General features: G+C 29.2%; 15 protein-coding genes. 8 read left to right on the top strand and 7 right to left on the bottom strand.

The features are described 5' to 3' along the window. The first annotated feature begins 11 nt into the window (after window positions 1-11). Both HGG64_RS01025 and mgtA read left to right on the top strand, forming a co-directional pair. Window positions 12-752 (top strand): phosphonate ABC transporter ATP-binding protein, encoded by a 741-nt coding sequence (locus HGG64_RS01025; RefSeq protein ID WP_169580119.1) that lies wholly within the window; start codon window positions 12-14, stop codon window positions 750-752. Window positions 753-922: 170 nt separating this feature from the next. Then, complete coding sequence (gene mgtA, locus HGG64_RS01020) at window positions 923-3661, top strand: magnesium-translocating P-type ATPase (protein WP_169580118.1); 2739 nt, start codon at window positions 923-925, stop codon at window positions 3659-3661. A 148-nt stretch (window positions 3662-3809) separates the two neighbouring features. Here the strand turns inward: mgtA and HGG64_RS01015 are convergent, their stop codons facing one another. After that, complete coding sequence (locus tag HGG64_RS01015) at window positions 3810-4349, bottom strand: cysteine hydrolase family protein (RefSeq protein ID WP_237076483.1); 540 nt, start codon at window positions 4347-4349, stop codon at window positions 3810-3812. Between the two features lie 164 nt (window positions 4350-4513). Between HGG64_RS01015 and HGG64_RS01010 the strand changes: the two genes are divergently transcribed. The 5 genes from HGG64_RS01010 (at window position 4514) to HGG64_RS00990 (ending at window position 14433) form a co-directional block, all read left to right on the top strand. Further along, window positions 4514-6244: an APC family permease gene (locus HGG64_RS01010; RefSeq protein WP_169580117.1), complete on the top strand. Its 1731-nt coding sequence runs from the start codon at window positions 4514-4516 to the stop codon at window positions 6242-6244. A 104-nt stretch (window positions 6245-6348) separates the two neighbouring features. Next, window positions 6349-9237: a cation-translocating P-type ATPase gene (locus HGG64_RS01005; RefSeq protein ID WP_169580116.1), complete on the top strand. Its 2889-nt coding sequence runs from the start codon at window positions 6349-6351 to the stop codon at window positions 9235-9237. A gap of 324 nt (window positions 9238-9561) precedes the next feature. Beyond that, the gene (locus HGG64_RS01000) at window positions 9562-10263 is read left to right on the top strand and encodes a DUF3800 domain-containing protein (RefSeq protein WP_169580115.1); all 702 of its coding nucleotides are present in this window, start codon (window positions 9562-9564) and stop codon (window positions 10261-10263) included. A gap of 104 nt (window positions 10264-10367) precedes the next feature. Continuing rightward, a complete protein-coding gene (locus HGG64_RS00995; protein WP_169580114.1) occupies window positions 10368-12074 on the top strand; it encodes a site-specific DNA-methyltransferase in 1707 nt (568 codons plus the stop codon). Then, the gene (locus HGG64_RS00990; RefSeq protein ID WP_169580113.1) at window positions 12061-14433 is read left to right on the top strand and encodes a DEAD/DEAH box helicase family protein; all 2373 of its coding nucleotides are present in this window, start codon (window positions 12061-12063) and stop codon (window positions 14431-14433) included. The genes HGG64_RS00995 and HGG64_RS00990 overlap by 14 nt, the downstream gene beginning before the upstream one ends. A 160-nt stretch (window positions 14434-14593) precedes the next feature. Here HGG64_RS00990 and HGG64_RS00985 read toward each other — a convergent pair whose 3' ends face one another. The 6 genes from HGG64_RS00985 to HGG64_RS00960 form a co-directional block, all read right to left on the bottom strand. Then, window positions 14594-14941 (bottom strand): type II toxin-antitoxin system RnlB family antitoxin, encoded by a 348-nt coding sequence (locus HGG64_RS00985; RefSeq protein WP_169580112.1) that lies wholly within the window; start codon window positions 14939-14941, stop codon window positions 14594-14596. A 103-nt stretch (window positions 14942-15044) separates the two neighbouring features. Then, on the bottom strand, window positions 15045-15389 hold the full coding sequence (locus HGG64_RS00980; RefSeq protein ID WP_277345687.1) for a hypothetical protein: 345 nt from the start codon (window positions 15387-15389) through the stop codon (window positions 15045-15047). A gap of 162 nt (window positions 15390-15551) precedes the next feature. Next, window positions 15552-16091, bottom strand: coding sequence for a hypothetical protein (locus HGG64_RS00975; protein ID WP_169580110.1), 540 nt, complete (start codon window positions 16089-16091; stop codon window positions 15552-15554). 206 nt (window positions 16092-16297) lie between these two features. Further along, complete coding sequence (locus tag HGG64_RS00970; RefSeq protein ID WP_169580109.1) at window positions 16298-16834, bottom strand: hypothetical protein; 537 nt, start codon at window positions 16832-16834, stop codon at window positions 16298-16300. Window positions 16835-17037: 203 nt separating this feature from the next. Beyond that, complete coding sequence (locus HGG64_RS00965) at window positions 17038-17577, bottom strand: hypothetical protein (RefSeq protein WP_169580108.1); 540 nt, start codon at window positions 17575-17577, stop codon at window positions 17038-17040. 215 nt (window positions 17578-17792) lie between these two features. Next, window positions 17793-18332 (bottom strand): hypothetical protein, encoded by a 540-nt coding sequence (locus HGG64_RS00960; RefSeq protein WP_169580107.1) that lies wholly within the window; start codon window positions 18330-18332, stop codon window positions 17793-17795. Window positions 18333-18844: 512 nt separating this feature from the next. Here HGG64_RS00960 and HGG64_RS00955 point away from each other — a divergent pair. Further along, on the top strand, window positions 18845-19804 hold the full coding sequence (locus HGG64_RS00955) for a hypothetical protein (RefSeq protein ID WP_169580106.1): 960 nt from the start codon (window positions 18845-18847) through the stop codon (window positions 19802-19804). Window positions 19805-20049: the final 245 nt, after the last annotated feature.

The raw sequence follows: 20049 nt of genomic DNA, 5'->3' as shown, positions 1-20049 counted from the left end.
AATTAATTGATATGACAAAAATTGAGTTTAGAGATGTTAACGCTAACTATAAAAATTCCAAACAACGAGCACTTGAAGGTGTTAATTTTAGTATTGAAGAAGGCGAAATGGTGGCCATTATTGGTCCATCAGGTGCCGGCAAATCAACAATTTTTAATAGTATTTTAAAGCAACTTCATTTAATAAGCGGTCAAATCCTAATTGATAATCAGGATATTTTTTCACTTAAAAAAAAGCAATGAAAAAGAATAATTAGAAAAATTGGTTTTCTTTCACAAGAGCCAAATGTTATTGAAGATTTAAATGTTTATGAAAATATTCTACATTTCTACAGCAAATATAAAAATTTTGTTTTTGCTTTATTGAAAATTTTAGATGAAAAACAAAAAATTGAAGTTTATGAAGTTCTAAATCGTCTTGGCATTTTTGAAAAGTGTTTCACTAAAGTTTCCGAACTAAGTGGAGGACAAAAGCAAAGACTACAAATTGCTCAACTATTATTACAAGATGTTTCAATTATTTTAGCCGATGAACCCACATCTAATCTAGATATTCAAACTGCATCAAATGTTTTGGAGATTCTAAGCAGTATTTCTAAGCAATATCACAAAACGATTCTTGTTAATATTCATGATCTAACCTTAATTAAAAAATATTTTAAAAGATACATTTTTGTTCGTGAAGGTGAAATTATTGAGATTGACAATACAAGTAATTTAACTAAAGCAAAACAAAAAAAACTTTATTCATAGTAATTATTATGTTAAAATTGTACTATTATAAAAAAAATTAAATGAAAGGTAGCAAATATATGAAAAAAAACGATGGTGAGCGAAGTTACTTATTGACACAAATTCAATATTTGTTATCCCTAACATTAATTAACTTTTAGCTCTCCGATAATAATAAAAAAGGAGAATTTATGAATAGAACAACCCGCATGCATAAACAAGAGCAAAGACGTAAAAGAATCTATGATGAACTTGTATATGCTTCAAAATCCGATTCAAAACTATTGTTTGATAAATACAATTCAAGCTTGAAAGGTATTAGCAATGATGAAATAGTCGAAGAGAATCGCGATAAATATGGAGTTAATAAAATTATCAAGAAAAATGCCGATAATGTTTGAAGAAGATTAGTCAGATCATTTTTTAATTTATTCAACATTATCTTAATTATCTTGACTGTTATTTCTCTAGTTATTGATATTATTCTACCAATTGTTGCTAAACAGGGTGAAGTTAATTATGCGACAGTTATTATCATTATGACTATGGTTATTCTTAGCAGTATTATTCATTTCATTCAGGAGCAGAAGAGTGCTTCTAGTGCACAAAAACTAATTGAAATTATTGAAACAACGTGTTTAATTGAGAGAAATGGGATTCTAAAAGAAATTCCAATGGATGAAGTTGTTGTTGGTGACATTGTTCACCTAGCGGCTGGCGATATTATTCCGGGAGATGTTAGAATTATTCAAGCCAAGGACTTATTCGTTTCGCAATCATCACTAACTGGTGAAAGTGAATCAATTGAAAAGTATTCAATGATTGATGAAAAAATTACCTATGATAATGTCACTGACCGTCACAATCTAGCTTTCATGGGATCTAATGTTATTTCTGGTTCTGCTAAAGCGATTGTGATTGTCACTGGTAATGATACTTTCATTGGTCAAGTAGCCTCAAAAGTTAATGAAAAACAAGTCCCAACTAACTTTGAACGCGGAATTAAAAAAGTTTCAATTATGTTAACAGTAATTATGGCAATCATTATTCCAATTGTTTTCTTAGTTATTGGTCTTACTAAAACCTCAGTTGAAAAACCATGAATTGAAGCTTTACTATTTGCCATATCAATTGCCGTTGGACTAACTCCCGAAATGCTGCCCATGATTGTTACTGCAAGTTTATCAAAAGGCGCAATTGCCATGGGAAAAGCTAAAACTGTGGTAAAGAGTTTAAATTCAATTCAGAATCTTGGTTCAATGGACATTTTATGTACAGATAAAACCGGAACGCTAACACAAGATGAGGTCATCCTTGAACGTCACCTTGATGTTAATGGAAAAGAAGATTCACATGTCTTAAAATATGCTTTTTTAAATTCATATTATCAGACTGGACTAAAAAATCTTTTAGATAAATCAATTATTAAAAGAACGCTTGATTTAGCAGATGAGCAAAAATCGCTTGATAATTTGGAACTACATTATGAAAAACTTGACGAAGTTCCCTTCGATTTTCAAAGAAAAAGAATGTCAGTGTTAGTTAAACATTTAAACCATGAAGAAAAGACTACTCTAATTACAAAGGGCGCAGTTGAAGAGATTCTTAATGTTTGTACAAAAATTTACCTAGATGGTAAAGTAGTGAAACTTGATAAAAAAATTATCAGAAAAGTTTTAAATAAAGTCCAAGAATTTGGTGAAGAAGGACTAAGAGTAATTGCCATCGCTTCGAAAAAATCTACAATAAGTGCGGTTGGTAAAATTTCAGTTAAAGACGAAGCTGATATGACGTTAATTGGCTATTTAACATTTTTAGATCCACCAAAAGATTCAGCTGAACTAGCAATTCAAAAATTACATAATCTAGGAGTAGAAGTTAAGATTTTAACTGGGGATAATCCATTAGTTACTCGAGCAGTCTGCTCAAAAGTAGGAATTCCATACAATCGTATACTGTTAGGAAAAGATATCGCTGAAATGAGTGATGAGCAATTAGCTATCGAAGTAGAGAAAACTCAAATTTTTGCAAAGTTAAGTCCTGACCAAAAAGCTCGTATTATTACTATTTTAAGAAAAAATAAACACACTGTTGGTTACATGGGCGATGGAATTAATGATGCTCCAGCTATGAAAGTTGCGGATGTATCAATTTCAGTTGACACTGCCGTTGATATTGCTAAAGAGTCTGCAAATATCATTTTATTAGAAAAGGATCTAAATGTTTTGGCAACAGGCATTGTTGAGGGACGTAAAACCCACGCCAACATTAATAAGTATGTAAAAATGACAGTGTCTTCAAACTTTGGTAACACCTTTAGCATCCTAATTGCCTCAATTCTGCTACCATTTGTTCCACTGGTGGCTGTTCAGATTGTATTTCTAAACCTAATTTATGATTTCTGCTGCGCGGCACTGCCATGGGATAACGTTGACAAAGAATTTATTCAAAAGCCACGGAAGTGAGAGCATAAATCTATTTTTAAATTTATGTTATGATTTGGTCCAGTCTCATCAATTGTTGACGTCATAACGTTTGTAGTTTTATTCTATGTTTTTGTCCCAAGTGTTGTTGGTTCTCAATGAAGTCAAATAGTATCAGCTAATGATATGAAAACATTTAAATCACTATTTTGAGCTGGATGACTAGTCACATCAATGTGAACACAAACCTTTGTAATTTACTTCTTAAGAACCAATAGAATGCCATTTATTAAATCTAATGCTTCAACTGCTGTTATTATTTCAACGCTTATTGCTGTTGCAATTATTACGGCTCTGCCTTATATTCCAAAGGTTAATCAATACTTATCACTACAACCACTACCACCAATCTTTTTTGCTTGACTAGCAATGTTTATGGGAATTTACATTTTTCTAGTTCAAAGCACTAAAACTGTCTATAAAAAGATCTACAAAGAATTCTTATAGTCTTAATAAAATCTATAATCTATAAAATAATAGTTTAGATACCAAACTCACAGTAGCCTTGTGAGTTTTTATTATTAATTTTCAGAAGTTAAAATCATCTTTTGCAAGATTTTTCCATTAATTTATCGGTAAAAAAATGCCGCTTTAATTACTTAATAACTATTCCAGCATTTTTCATGATTTTTAAGGCGAATTTATGGAATTTAGATCTAGGATGATTTTTGCTATGAAAGGTATCAACAAGATTTTTATAAACAATCACATCTTTATTAATTTTCATATTATTTAAGTATGCCCTTAGGGTCAATGCTAATTCAAGAATACAAATATCAGTGCAGCAGCCGACGATTTCAAAACTTTGATAGTTATTAATGATTTCACTATCAACTTTGAAAAATGAATTAGTAGAATTTTTATTAATTCTTTTTTTGCAATATTGTTTTAGTTCATCAACAATTTCTGATTCATAGCTTTCATTTAAGCAATGAAGTGGATAGTTTTTCATCTCTAAATCATCTTCAGAGTGCGCATCGCAAAAAAAGATGTTATCAACATCTGAATTTGTTGCTAAAAAATTTTGTATTCTGGGAATAATTTTTGCAATATTTTTATCAAAAAGAGCACCTTTTTTGCAAAAACCATTCAACATATCGACAACTAGTATAATTTTCTTCATTTTTTCTTTCATTATCTTCCTAATTTTAAATTTATCTATTCTATTATAGAATCTATTATAAACAATATTATATAATATTAATGGATACATCTTAGAGGGACAGATTTTTTATTAAATGTTGGTGTATCTAAATTTCGAATTATTATATAGATTTAAAATATAGGAAAGGAAATACAATGGCCGAAGAACAATTAGTTGTTACTTCTAGTCCTAAGAAAAAGATTGGCTTTTTTTCAGCTATTCTTGTTGTTTTAGGTGGGTCAATTGGTGTTGGAATTTTTCTAAGATCTAAATCAGTTCTTGAAAATTCTGCTGGTAACATCATTTGATCGTTGGCTGTTTGATTAATTGCTGGATTTGCTGTTATAGCATTAGCTCTAGCATTAGTTGAAGTAGCCTCTGGTCGTAATGACAACTTAGGTATGATTGGTTGGTCAAAAGCGTTTAATACTTTGTATATTTACAAAGCTAATAAATTCTTTATGACTTATTTATATTTACCATTTACATACTTCTTTATGCCTTACTACGTTATTCTTCAATTCCAAGACGGACTTTCTGGATTTAAAGACGTAGATACAACATTTGGAGGCTCAACAGCTGCTCCATGAATTTACTTTGCAATTGGACTTGCATTAACAGTATGAATGATGCTATCAGCAGGTTTAAGCAGTAAAGCAGGGAACATTCAAAACTGAATAGTTACAGCTTTCAAATTTATCCCCTTAGTGGCAATCGTTGTGATTGGTTTCTATTTTGCTGCTACTAGAACTGTTGAAACTGATGGACCATTTTTAAAACCGATTACAACAGCGGATTTATTTAATTCTCGTTCAACTAGCTTCTTAGGATTAACACCATTTCTAGCAGTATTCGCTTCAATTGGTGGAATCTTCTTTGCATTTGACGGATTTTATGTAAGTGCTGGTATTCAATCAGAAATGAAAAGACCTGAAAAAACTCCAGCTGCACTAGTTATTGGTCTACTATCAATGACTATTATTTACATGATCATTGCTGCTGCTATGACATTAGGAGCAAAAAGTGGTGGTTTCTATGACTATGGAGGCAAACTAGCAGCCGTTAGTGCCGGTTGAGTATTTGGATTAATTAACATCTTTATTTCAATTGGTGTTATTGGTATTCTAAATGCCTTCACAATGTGAGCGACAAGATGAGTTGAAGACTTGATTAAAGAAGGAGAAATGTTTGTTCCAGCAAGAGCATACAGATATTTAAAAAATTCTAAATATCCTATTGTTGGAATGCTATTCTGCTTCTTATTATCATTACCATTTATGGTTATATTTACAGCAATTGGTGCATACGCATACATCGGTAGTGGATATGACCCAATTTACGGGCACAGAATTAATAACTTATTAACCTTTGCCGACTTAATGGCTAACTGAATGGCAGTATTCGCATTTGCCTTTATTGCTTTAGCTGTTATTGGAGCAATTCACAATAGAAAGAAACATTTTATTGCTGTTAAAGAAAACAAACATACAATTTGAGCAGGATACACATCTGTAATTATTGTTCTTACTGTTCTAATATTCATTATGATTGACCCATTTGTTTCAATCGGATTGAGTGCCGCAGAACAAGCAAGATTAATTTCTATAAATGCTGCTGCTGATGAAGTTGCTAAAGCACGTGACAGTCTAATTGGACACTCTGCAACATCTGCACTATTTGTTGTGTTTGTAATCATTATGTTCTTATCAACATATATAGAAAAACTAATTGCTGTAAGAAACAAAATGAAATACGATAGAATTCTTTCTGGAAATATTTGCGAATGTGAAAAACAAGACCTATGTCCATGTACAATGGCCTTATTAAAAGAATCAGTTGAATTAAATGACTTAGTTCTAAAAACATACGCTGATGCTCGTAGATAATTTTTAAAAATGAGAGCTAGCGCTTTTTGCGCTAGTTTTCTTTTTATTTATTTGAAAGTGATTTATAGTAAAATTAAGCATGTAAGTTATTCGAAAGGTTAAACATGTTTCGCAAAAATAAAAAAAATCAAGATCAAAGTCCCTTAATTATTAGCAAAGAAAAATATCTGCAAACTGATATTCATAAAGGGCTAAGTTCTCAAGAAGCAATCTCTCGTCAAGAGATCTTTGGTAAAAATGAATTAGCTGCTCCAAAGAAAATCAATCCCTTTATTGCTTACCTTGCCCAATTTAAAGATATTTTAGTAATTATTCTGCTACTAGCATCGCTACTATCTTATATTTTAGCTATTGTTGATGGTGTTCGTGGAAATTGAAATTGATCGGAAAATAATAATCGGCTATTAGTTCAATTTATTGAACCTTCTATTATTCTGCTTGTAGTGCTCACGAATTCGGCGGTAGGTGCCGTCCAGGAAATTAAAAGTGCACAAGCCATCGACGCTCTAAGAAAATTAAGTCCCCTTCAAACAAAAGTAATTCGCAATGGCAATCTAATTGTTATTGATGCTATTGATGTTGTAGTCGGTGATATTGTTTTAGTGGAATCCGGAGATATTGTTCCTGCTGACGGAATATTGCTAAACAGTTCAAATTTAGCTATTATTGAAAGTTCACTAACCGGCGAAAGTGAACCATCGCAGAAAGATTACTCAGCTAAAGTCGATATGTCACTACCGATGGCAGACCGTAAGTTTATGGTTTACTCATCAACAATTGTTGCCACTGGAACCGCACATTTTATTGTAACTGAAATTGGGAAACAAACTGAAATCGGTAGAATTTCTAATTTAGTAAACAATCAAAAAGAAGCAATGAGTCCACTGCAATTAAAAATTACTAAATTAGGTAAAATATTTGGCTATGTTGGTCTTGGATTATTTGTTCTAAGTTTATTAGTTCAAATTATTTTCCAAGCAGCTTCAGGGAACTCCTTTAACAGTACAATCTTTTGAAGCACATCAATTGTTAATGCCATTTCTTTAGCAGTAGCGGCCATTCCCGAAGGTTTAATTGCCTTTTCATCAATTATTTTGGCAATTGGCGTTCAAAAAATGGCAAAAAAGAGAGCAATTGTAAAAGATTTATTAGCTGTTGAATCTTTAGGCAGCTGTGCAATTATTTGTTCTGACAAAACCGGCACACTGACTCAAAATAAAATGTCAATTATTGATTATTATGATGGTAAAAAGATTAACTCTGAAAATAAAATTGATGATAGTGTTATCCAAAAAATTATTGAATATGGATCATTATGCTCAGAAGCCAATTTGATTGTTGATAATAATGAGTATAAAATTGCTGGAGATCCAACCGAAATTTCCTTTCTTTATGAACTTGAAAAGCACACAAAAGATAAATATAAATCAGAGATGCTAAAGAAATATCCTCGTCAGTTTGTAATTCCTTTTGATTCAGATCGCAAATTAATGACGACAATTAATAAAATTAACAGCCAAGATTTTGTGATTACTAAAGGTGCACCAGATATTTTACTGAGCTTATGTACTAATCTAACTAAAGAAGAATATGAAAAAGCATTAGAAGTAAATAATTTATGATCATCTAAGGCCTACCGAGTTTTAGCGGTTGCCTATAAAGTAATTGATGATAAGCTATTAGCTGATATCAAAAAAACTAATGATGCCAAAATTGCTGAATCTAATCTTTCATTTGTTGGTTTAGTGGCTATGGTTGACCCACCAAGAGAATCAGCAAAAATGTCAATTCAAGAATGTATTTCTGCCGGCATTAAACCAATTATGATTACTGGTGACAGTATTAATACCGCTATGGCAATCGCCACAGAACTTGGCATCTACTCAAAAGATCGAGACCTCGCTATTACTGGATCTGATTTAGATAAGATTTCTGATGAAGAATTGACAAAAACGATTGAAAAATATTCAGTTTATGCTCGCGTCAAACCAGAAGATAAGTTGAGGATTGTTAGTGCTTGACAAAAACGTGACCAAGTTGTAGCAATGACTGGTGATGGAGTTAATGACGCTCCAGCCTTAAAAGCTGCTGATATTGGCTGTGCGATGGGAATAACTGGTACTGAAGCCTCAAAGCAAGCAGCGAATATGATTTTAGCAGATGATAATTTTTCAACCATTGTTCAGGCCGTTGATAATGGAAGAACTATTTATCAAAAAATTAAAAATGTTATCCAAAATTTACTCATAACATCAATCGCAGAAATTATTTTAGTTTTCTTTGGTCTGTTAATCTTTAAAGCTGTTTTTTCATCAGAGCAATGAAAAGCTGCATTGGGAGGCCAAGAGCTATATATTCTTTCAGCAACCCAATTGCTTTGAATTAATTTATTTACGCACGGTATTCCTGCTATTGCTTTAGGGTTACAGGATTCAAAAGAGAATTATATGAATCGCCGCCCGATTTCCAAATATGAATCAATATTCGCAAAAGGGATGGGAATTAATACTCTATGGCAAGGAATACTGATCGGTATTCTTTCACTAGTTGCATATTATTTAGGAGCTTTATATGCTTTAAAAAATAATAATGGGCAAAATATTTTACAAGCTGGTTCAACTTTAGCATTTCTAGTACTAGGTATTACTGCTGCTTTTAATTCAGTTAATTTAATGTCAAAAAAACCAGTGATTTTGCTAAACCCGCTATTTTTCTGAAAAGTATACTTATCAGTTATTTTCTCAATTTCGTTTTTATTACTTGTGGCCTTTGTTCCTAAAATTGCTCTAGTTTTCAACGGTTATGAAAACTTTGCTTTTGAGCCAACATTAATTGCTTATGGTTTGGGTTTACCATTAATTATTATTCCAATCTATACAATTAAAAAACTAATCTTATATAAAAAACAAAAAGATGAGGAAACTAACAGAATTACTCACTTTGAATTAATTTTGCGTCCAAAACAAAGGAAAAAAATTAATCAAAAGCAATAAGATAAAAATTAGACAAAAATTAATTAATAGCAACATATTTTTTCATAGTTTGTATTTATTTAATCATGATTAAAATTATAGTTTATTGATATATATCAAAATTCTGGTCAATAAATATAAAAAATGTTGTGAACTCGTTTTTATAATTATTTTCTTGAAAAAAGTTTCAAAATTTATTTAAAAAAATGATAAAATGCAAGTACAGTTGTTGTTAAAACATTGCTGTCTACCTTTGGTATCGAACTTGCGTTTAAGCGACATGTAATGTCGTCGACTAAAGGGGAGACCACTTCTAAAGTGGTCTTTTTTTATGGGAGACTTATAATGGATATTTTTGTTTATTCAGATGAATCTGGAGTATTTGACCAAAAACATAATCATTATTTTGTTTTTGGAGGTCTAATTTTTTTAGAGAAAAAAAATAGAGATGAATATTCTAGAATTTATTCAGGTGCTGAAAGGCAAATAAAAGCTAAGCATGGTTATGATAAAAATAAGGAATTAAAAGCTAATATACTTTCTCAAAATGAAAAAGGAAGATTATTTAAGTTATTAAATAATTGCTACAAATTTGGAGTTGTGATAGATCAATTGGCGGTTAATAGTAAAATATTTAATGACAAAAAATCAAAGCAAAGATATCTAGATTTTGCATATAAAATTGCAATAAAAAAAGCTTTCGAGGAGTTAATTAAAACTAAAATTATTTCACCTAATGATGTGAAAAACATTCACTTTTTTGTTGACGAACACACTACAGCAACTAACGGAAAATATGAGTTAAGAGAAAGTCTAGAGCAAGAGTTCAAAATTGGAATTATTAATTATGAATATAATAAATATTTTGAGCCAATATTTGAGAAATTAAATTCCTTAGATCTTAGTTATGTAAATTCGAGTAGTAATCTTTTGATTAGGGCAGCAGATATTGTTGCAAATAGGATTTATTCATTTTGTCAAAAAAAATTAATCAATAAACTTAAGAAAAATCAAAAATTATTTTTATTTAAATTGCCCCATAAATAATAATTTAAATTGTATGGTATATCTACTAACAGTTACAAATTAACTAATTGATAAATATTGCATAATGCTATAATTAAAGTTAGTAAACTTAAAAAGGGGAAGTAATGAAAAAATTAATAGCTGAATATCTTGCAAAAATTGATAGCATTGATTCTTTTGACTTTAATAAAGATCAAAAGCAAATGTGTAAAGAAATTTTGCAAAATGTTAAAGATGAAAAAGATTTGCAAAATGTTTTTCAATTTTTAGTGAAAAGAGTTAAAACGGGATTTAAATTTGATATTGCGCCAACTACTGATTCAAAATCAGTGGTTGTCTTAGAATATGATGAGAAAAAATCATTTCATAACATTCTTAAACAAAATGAAAATGAAAACACACTAATCATTGGTGAAAACTATGACGCACTAAAGAATTTACTAGTTCTAGAGAGAGAGAGAGAGAGAGAGAGAGCGGGGCTTGAGTATAATTATGATGTAATTTACATTGATCCCCCATATAATACTGAATCAGCGAAATCGGATGGTAATGCTGTTGCTGATGATAAAGAAAAAGTCAAGGCATCTAAATTTGTTTACCGTGATAAATTTAGTCGTAATGGCTGACTTAACATGATGAATGAACGACTAATAATGGCTAAAAAACTCCTAAAAGACGATGGAGTAATTTTTGTTTCAATTGATGATACCGAACAAGCTTATTTGAAGGTACTAATGGACGAAATTTTCAGAGAGGAGAATTTTATTGCAAATATTCCCTTTATTTCGAATATAAAGGGAAGACAAGTTAATACTAATTTCGCACTAACTCATGAATATGTTTTGGTCTACAAAAATAAAACATTTATGTTTAATGACTTGAATGAAGATTATGCTAATTCAACTATGCCAAATGTTTACAACAAAAGAAAAAATGATAAATTAAACGATATAAGTGGGGAATTTATCTCTCAAAATTTATTGGAAAACACTAACTCTGAATTTAATATAAGAACTCGAAGTAATTTGTTTTTTCCGATATATATTTATGAAGTAAATGGAAATTTAGAATTATCTACTATAAAAAAGGAAAATTTTGTTAAAGAAATTTGACCAAGAAAAAACAAAAAAGGTGAGCAATTAGTTTGAAGATGATCAAAGGAGAAAATCGAATTATGCAAAAATGATTTATTTATAGAAAAAAATGGTGATTTTTATAACATTAAAACAAAGAAAAGAAACTTTGATTTTATTTTTAAGTCATTAATATTTGGACCAACATTAAATAATAAAACAGGCAAAGATTTACTATATGACATTATAGTTAGTCCGCTAAATAAAAATGATGAATTTAAAACTGTTAAACCAATTAATTTACTAAAGACATTAATGTTATCTCACCCCAACAAAAATGCTCGTGTTCTTGACTTTTTTGCCGGATCTGGAACAACAGGCCACGCTGTTTTGGACTTAAATCGAGAAGATGGCGGAAGTCGTAGTTTTACTCTTGTAACAAATAATGAAAATAATATTGCTGAAGATGTTACTTACGAAAGACTTTACCGTATTAACAATGGTAAAGGAAGCAAGGGTGAAAGTTTTCCGTGAGCCGAAAAAAATGAACCATATTATAGTTCATTAAATGTCTTTAATTTAGTCAAATATAATACCGCCATTGACCAAATAGATGATACTAATCAAAAAATTAAAAAAAAATTTTTAAAGTCAGCTTTATATTTTGGACTTAATAGCAGAGATATTTCAGATGAGAATTTATTAGCCGATTTATTAGCACTTGAACCATTAGAGGAAAATAAAGATGCAACTAACTAGTGTTCAATCAAATGCTGTTAACGAATTAGTTGGATATTTCATCAATAGCTATTCTAGCAGTCAAGATAAAATAATTGAATTCAAGGCACCAACTGGTTCAGGCAAAACATTCATGTTAGCTAATTTTATTGACAAGGCAATTTCTTTTAATCGTGAACTAAATTCTAATCAAAAAATAATTTTTGTTATTGCTACTCTTTCCTCAGCTGATCTGCCAAAACAAATGGAATCTAATTTACGTGACTATGCCGTCTATTTGAATAATCGTGGCATGAATATTCAAAGATATGAATCACCATCAGTTAGCGATAAAAATTTAAAAGATCGAGAATTTAAATTTGTAGCCGAAAATGAAAAGGTTATTATCTTTGGCTCATCTTCATTTGGAAAAAATCGTATCTTTACTGAGCATGGAATTCTCAAAGCATTTTTAGATCAAATTAAAAATGAAAGTTATAAACTTGTTTACATCCGTGATGAAGCGCACTATGGTGGTGATAAAAAAAATAAATTAAATGAATTAGAACAGAAATTTGAGACTGATATTCAAAATGCAGCAAATTTTATTATTAAAATGACTGCTACTCCAAAGGGTGAGAATAAACAAGTTATTATCACCGAAAAGCAACTAGAAGCCGATAGCATTCAGCTACTAAAGCGAAATTTAAAATACAATGTTGGTATTGATAAATTAAATGAAGAAGAAATCGACAATATTGATATTTTAGAACAAGCCTGTAAGCAATTTAAACGTCTAAAAAACAAATGTTATAACAATAAAGAAGTAGAGCCAGGATTATTTAACATTAATCCAGCAATGCTAATTCAAGTATCAGATAAACGCAAAGATCATGAAGAGGAATTTGAGAATAGAATTAATGAAATCACTGATTGTTTAAAAAGACATGGACTTACTTATGCTAAATATTTTAGCAGCGATAAAATTGATTCAGAGCAGAGAGATATTAAAAGTTTAAAAGACATCTCAAAAGATAATTCGGATATTGATGCCATTATTTTCAAAGTTGGACCAGCAACGGGTTGAAATATTCCTCGTGCCTGTATGCTAGTTCAACTGCGAAATGTTTCATCAGACACATTAAGTGTCCAAACAATTGGTAGAATTAAAAGAAATCCTAATCCTGGATTTGCTTTTGATAGTAATAGTGTGGCTAATGATTATTATGTTTATTCAAATAATTCAAGCTATAAACGAGAAGTTGCAAATTTCCGACTTAGAGAAGAGTATCATGATAAAATTTTTGCCACCGGAAACATCAATAAAGATCTGCTACTAAATGCAGCAGATAATGATAGATTTTTGGATGAAATTCTTCGACAACTATCTAAAGATCAAATACTTAACTTTGGCAATGATTACATTTCACATTTCAAAAAGTTTGGCTATTTAGTTGGCAAAGAGATAGAAATTTTTGATGGCGATAGTAGCAGCAAAAGGTCATTAATTGAGCAAAAAATTTTTAACACTATTCAGCTAGAAAAATATGTTTTAAACTTTAAAAAAGCAAATACAAATCTTCTTCCAGCAAAAATTGTTAATGGAATACAAAATTGATTTTCTACTACTATTTTGAAAAATAATGAAGATAATAAAATTTCAATTTACCTATTTTGATATATTCTATCAAGACATTATTTAACAAAAATTCGCGAATGTTATAAAAAATCAATTCAAAATGTATCATTAAATAATAATTTACGTGAATATCTAATTAAATTCTCAAAGACATTGCCAAATAACCATTATGTATACATTGGCACAAATAATGAACTAAAAATCGATGAAGAAAAATTTAAATATGCATATTTAAATACTCTTAGAAAAGATACTAATAAACACTATTTTGATAGTAAACCAGAAATAAATTTTGTTCATAATGTTTTTAATTATTTAAATCAAACTAGAGAATATAAAAATATTGATATATGATCAAAAAACCCAGTAATTAATGGCATGAGTTTTGAGTATTACTCTGAAGATAATAGTATTAAAAACTCATATCCGGATTTTATGTTCATCTACAAAAAAGATCATCAAATTTTAATTGAAGTTAAAAGCCATGAAAACGATTATGATGAAGCAAAATCTGCAAAACTAATTGAAGCATATGAGAAGTATATTCAAGACTATCAACAGCCACTAACTACTTCAAGTCTTTCACTAATCTTAGCCTATATTAGCAATGATAAGTCAGAGTATATGTTGCTAAAAGGGTCAAGTACAATTGAAAATTTGAAGGAAATGCTTCAAGAAAAAACGAATAATATTCCAGATAAAAAACTTAGTGATATCTTTGACAAAATTAATGAATACATTAACAATGAAAAAACAGCATAGTAATAAATCCTAGAATATATAAATATAGAACATAATCGCAAGGTTATGTTTTTAATTTATCCATACTAAAGATATTTTTTAATTAACAATTTGCCACAAGAGATAAAGGCATTTTTAATTGTTTGTAACTTTTCTATCTGTTATTTACATGTTATATACGTTAGCTTTGAGCAATTTTTTTAATCTGTGACTTCGATAATATAGAATTTTTCAAAAACAAGAGCCTACACTTTACAATTTTATTTGCGATTTTTAACATATCATCGCTAACTTTAACATATTTATAATTCTTTAAATTAATGGTCCCATCCTCATTTAAAGTTACCTCGATAAAACGATATTCATTCATTCCCGAACATAATACGGTATCTATTAATAACTTATTAATTCCACTAGATGATACTCTAATGGCTTTTAAGTATTTAGATATTTGAGTTTTATAATCTAATAGTGTTATTATGACATCAAATTCTTGTTTTTTTAAACTATTTATTAAATATAGTTTCATTAGATTTTCCTCATTTTCTTTTAATTACTTTTCTAAAAATCATTTAAAAAATTAAATAATATTCGTTTATAAACTTTAAACCATCTAAAATTAAATTACGAGCCTATTTTATATCTACTATAACATGTGCATCAACCGAATTTTCCGACCAGTGAGAAAATGGGTGTCTTAATTTATTGTATCTACTATACAACTCATTTAGATATTTCTTTTGTATCGAAGTTATTAAATTGGCATTTTTATCATTATATTCATATAAATTTGTAGTTTGATTTAGAAGAAAGTAATTAAATTTATTTTTTCCGTTTGGTGTACTTGTGCTATTTTTTAATCAATCATCTAAAATTTGATGCAAATAAGATTCTGTGTGCCTAAAAAGTGATGTAACTAAACAAGTATAATCTGGCATATATCCTGCTAATACGGTATTGTATACCGATGATAGTATAATCTAAAATTTTTGTATCATACAAGATCGCATGTTACTTAAAATAATAATGGAAAAATACTGCTAAATTTGCTGAAATTCTGCCTTTTTAATATTTTTTTGTATTCTAGAAATAAGGGTGCAAATAAAAATCTCTGCCTGTGCTATTAGCAGAGATTAGTTTTATTTTAGCTTGTTTTTAGCTTGTTTAATTCTATGAATATTTGCTGAGGTTGCTGCTATTCAAAAGATTGAAGTGACATTGACAAATGTTCCGCAAAATATTATCGCATGGTTATATATGAATGCTGAAGTTAAAGGCCCGGTTTTTTCGTGCATTCCATTTGGATTAATTATATCATTTTTAAATGGGTAGTAATTATACACTGATGCTACAATAAGTGAATTAACATAAAATCAAGAAATAATCAAAATTGAGCAAATCATTACAACTAACGCAATTACACTTGCCACTTTTGAATTCTTTAGCTTTTCTTGTTGTTTGAGTAGTAAAAATATTCCTGTGTTAATTGCGATGGCTGAAAGAGTCGGAACTATTAAGGCATAAAAGATATAAGTTGATCGCTCACTACTAAGACGGTAGCTAATAAAATCTTTAGCATAACTCTCAACTAAAAATATGGCTATCAAAGCAAAAAGAGCTAATCCAATTGCAATCAAAATCCCTGAAACAATCTTGCTCCTCTTATAAGTCTTTTCCATTTTTAATCCCCCTTGAGATCTTATATAATATAATTATAATTTGGCAAAAAATTTTTTCATTGTTTTGACTAGCATAATTTAAGAAAATGACAGAAAATATCGTTAAATTTAGGCAAATTTGTTGTTTATTATAATTGCTTTCATATTTTAGATTTTTCAACATCAATAAAAATCTCTGCCTGTGATATTAGCAGAGATTTGTTTTATTATAGATTGTTTTTAGTTTGTTTAATTCTATGAATATTTGCTGAGGTTGCTGCTATTCAAAAGATTGAAGTGACATTGACAAATGTTCCGCAAAATATTATCGCATGGTTATATATGAATCCTGATAATTGAATTTCAGTTTCCTTATGTACTTCATTTGGGTTGATTATTTTATTTTTAAGTGGGAGGTAATCATATGCTGACGCTACAATAAGTGAACTAATATAAAATCAAGAAATAATCAAAATTGAGCAAATCATTACAACTAACGCAATTACACTTGCCACTTTTGAATTCTTTAGCTTTTCTTGTTGTTTGAGTAGTAAAAATATTCCTGTGTTAATTGCGATGGCTGAAAGATTCGGAACTATTAAGGCATAAAAGATATAAGTTGATCGCTCACTACTAAGACGGTAGCTAATAAAATCTCTAGCATAACTCTCAACTAAAAATATGGCTATCAAAGCAAAAAGAGCTAATCCAATTGCAATCAAAATCCCTGAAACAATCTTGCTCCTCTTATAAGTCTTTTCCATTTTTAATCCCCCTTGAGATCTTATATAATCTAATTATAATTTGGCAAAAAATTTTTTCATTGTTTTGACTAGCATAATTTAAGAAAATGACAGAAAATATCGTTAAATTTAGGCAAATTTGTTGTTTATTATAATTGCTTTCGTATTTTAAATTTATCAACATCAATAAAAATCTCTGCCTGTGATATTAGCAGAGATTAGTTTTATTTTAGACTGTTTTTAGCTTGTTTAATTCTGTAAATATTTGCTGAGGTTGCTGCTATTCAAAAGATTGAAGTGACATTGACAAATGTTCCGCAAAATATTATCGCATGGTTATATATGAATCATGATAATTGAATTTTAGTTTCCTTATGTACTTCATTTGGGTCGATTATAGCATTTTTAAGTGGGTGGTAATCATACACTGATGCCACAATAAGTGAAGTAACATAAAATCAAGAAATAATCAAAATTGAGCAAATCATTACAACTAACGCAATTACACTTGCCACTTTTGAATTCTTTAACTTTTCTTGTTGCTTGAGTAGTAAAAATATTCCTGTGTTAATTGCGATGGCCGAAAGAGTCGGAACTATTAAGGCATAAAAGATATAAGTTGATCGCTCACTACTAAGACGGTAGCTAATAAAATCTCTAGCATAACTCTCAACTAAAAATATGGCTATCAAAGCAAAAAGAGCTAATCCAATTGCAATCAAAATCCCTGAAACAATCTTGTTCCTCTTATAAGTCTTTTCCATTTTTAATCCCCCTTAGATCTTAGATAATTTAATGTATATAATCAAATTATAATTTGGCAAAAAATTTTTTCATTGTTTTGACTTGCATAATTTAAGAAAATGACAGAAAATATCGTTAAATTTAGTGGAATTTTGTTGTTTATTAATTGCTTTCATATTTTGTATTTTTCAACATCAATAAAAATCTCTGCCTGTGATATTAGCAGAGATTAGTTTTATTTTAGACCGTTTTTAGCTTGTTTAATTTTGTAAATATTTGTTGAGGTTGCTGCTATTCAAAAGATTGAAGTAACATTGACAAACGTTCCGCAGAATACTATTGTATGATGTTCTATAAATAATGAAACATTAATAATATCTCTTTTCATAATTACGTTTTTGACAAGTTTATCATTATAAGTAAACGTATAATTAGATATTGATACACCAATAAGCGAAATAACATAAAACCAAGAAATAATCAAAATCGAGAAAATCATTACAACTAACGCAATTACACTTGCCACTTTTGAATTCTTTAACTTTTCTTGTTGCTTGAGTAGTAAAAATATTCCTGTGTTAATTGCGATGGCCGAAAGAGTTGGAACTATTAAGACATAAAAGATATAAGTTGATCGTTCTTGATGAATGCGATTGTCAACAAAATCTCTAGCATAACTCTCAACTAAAAATATGGCAATCAAAGCAAAAAGAGCTAATCCAATTGCAATCAAAATCCCCGAAACAATATTAGTTATCTTATAAGTTTTGTTCATTTCTTTCCCCCCAAACCAATGATGATTTTCAATAAGTTGGACCAAACTTGATTTTCTTATTTTTATTGCTTATAGTAATCCTCGCATTAGTTTTATATTTATTTATTTTAATTAAAATTCACAATTAAATTCTACCTTTTATATAGGGACAAAATTAGCAATTTTTACACTAAAAACGTTTTAAATTATTTTAAAAAAGCACTAATAACCAAAGTGCTCTATATGTTTATTAAGTTTCATAAAACCAAAATTTTGTAATTAAGTAGATCTGGAGCTTAGTCATAGTTCTTAGAAATAAAAATTGAAAGTAAGAAAAAATATCTATAGGATTTCAAATATTAGTCAAATATTCCATCTCTTACTGATTAAAACTAGCTATTAACCTTATTTTAAGAGTAATAAATTATATAATTATAGTTAGAAGAAAGCATACAATGCAAACTAACACAAATGCTTCTTTTAGCTAGTAAGCTAAATTACTTAAAAATATATACAAAGATGGGATAAAAGCTATGAAAAAATTTTTACAATATTCACTAATTACTGCTGCAATTATTTCACCAATGATAGTTATTTCTTGTACAACGGCAAATTCTAAAAAAAGAATGGAAAGAGAACTTGAAAATGAGTATCAAAAAATATTAAATCACACACTAAAAATAAACACACTGTTTGACTTGCGATTAGCGAAACACGTAACTTATAAAGATGATGCTGATAATGGAATAGCGCTACAAAATGAAGATGCCAATTTTAAAAAAGTCGACCTCCCATCAGATTTTAGTATTGAGGGTCGCACAAAACCTGTAGTGTTTTACCCTCTTCCTGATAACCCAATTACACATGATTATTATCCTATGTCAAGTCTTTTACACAACCCCATTAATGACACTAATAATACAGATGTGCTATTTTATTTCATCAACAATGGTGAAGATATTTTTAAACGAATGCTAAGAGAGCCAAGGCGCTCTGAGCGTGACTTCATAAAACATTTTATGCCAATAATGAAATATTTTACAAAGTACAAACGAGAACAATTGCCTGAACTTTCTAAAAAAATTAAACTAGATAAAAGCAAAAATTATGTTTTAGTTATTCAACCGCAACTATCATTTGATTATGAAGGAATCATTAAACCAAATACATCTAAAAGCGAAGTTGGATTATTTGACAATAAAATCTCAATTGTTCAAAATCTTGATCTTCAACCATTATATCTATCTCCATCTCAAGCGCTGCAAAGTACATATGCGTATAAAGTTAATCTTAATTTTCATTTTCTTGAAGTTAAAAATCCACAAATAACTAAAGATAACTTCAAAGACTACATTAGCAAAGAAAGACATCAAAAAATTAATGTTGAAAAAAGTATTTTTCTGTCAAGTTATGAAGAAAATTCAAAATTTTTCATGTGAGAATATCGAAATTCCCATGAACTTCTTAGTTTTATTTTTAAACATAAAAGATAAGAACAAAAATAATTTAGTAAGTAAGAAAATGGCACAATAATCAATATTGCCATTTTTTTATAAATTTTCAATATTTAATTATGATAATATTTTCTTAATATTCAATTTAATGAAAATAAAAAGATATTTATCATAAGGAATTATTTCCCCCTTTATTTTAAGAGTAATAAATTATATAATTATAGTTAGAAGAAAGCATACAATGCAAACTAACACAAATGCTTCTCTTAGCTAGTAAGCTAAAT

The organism is Mycoplasma phocoeninasale (genome assembly GCF_012934885.1).
In the GTDB taxonomy this organism is placed as follows: domain Bacteria; phylum Bacillota_I; class Bacilli_A; order Mycoplasmatales; family Metamycoplasmataceae; genus Metamycoplasma; species Metamycoplasma phocoeninasale.
Note: the sequence above shows the minus strand (reverse complement) of the source record. Positions and strands in the feature narration are given on the sequence as shown.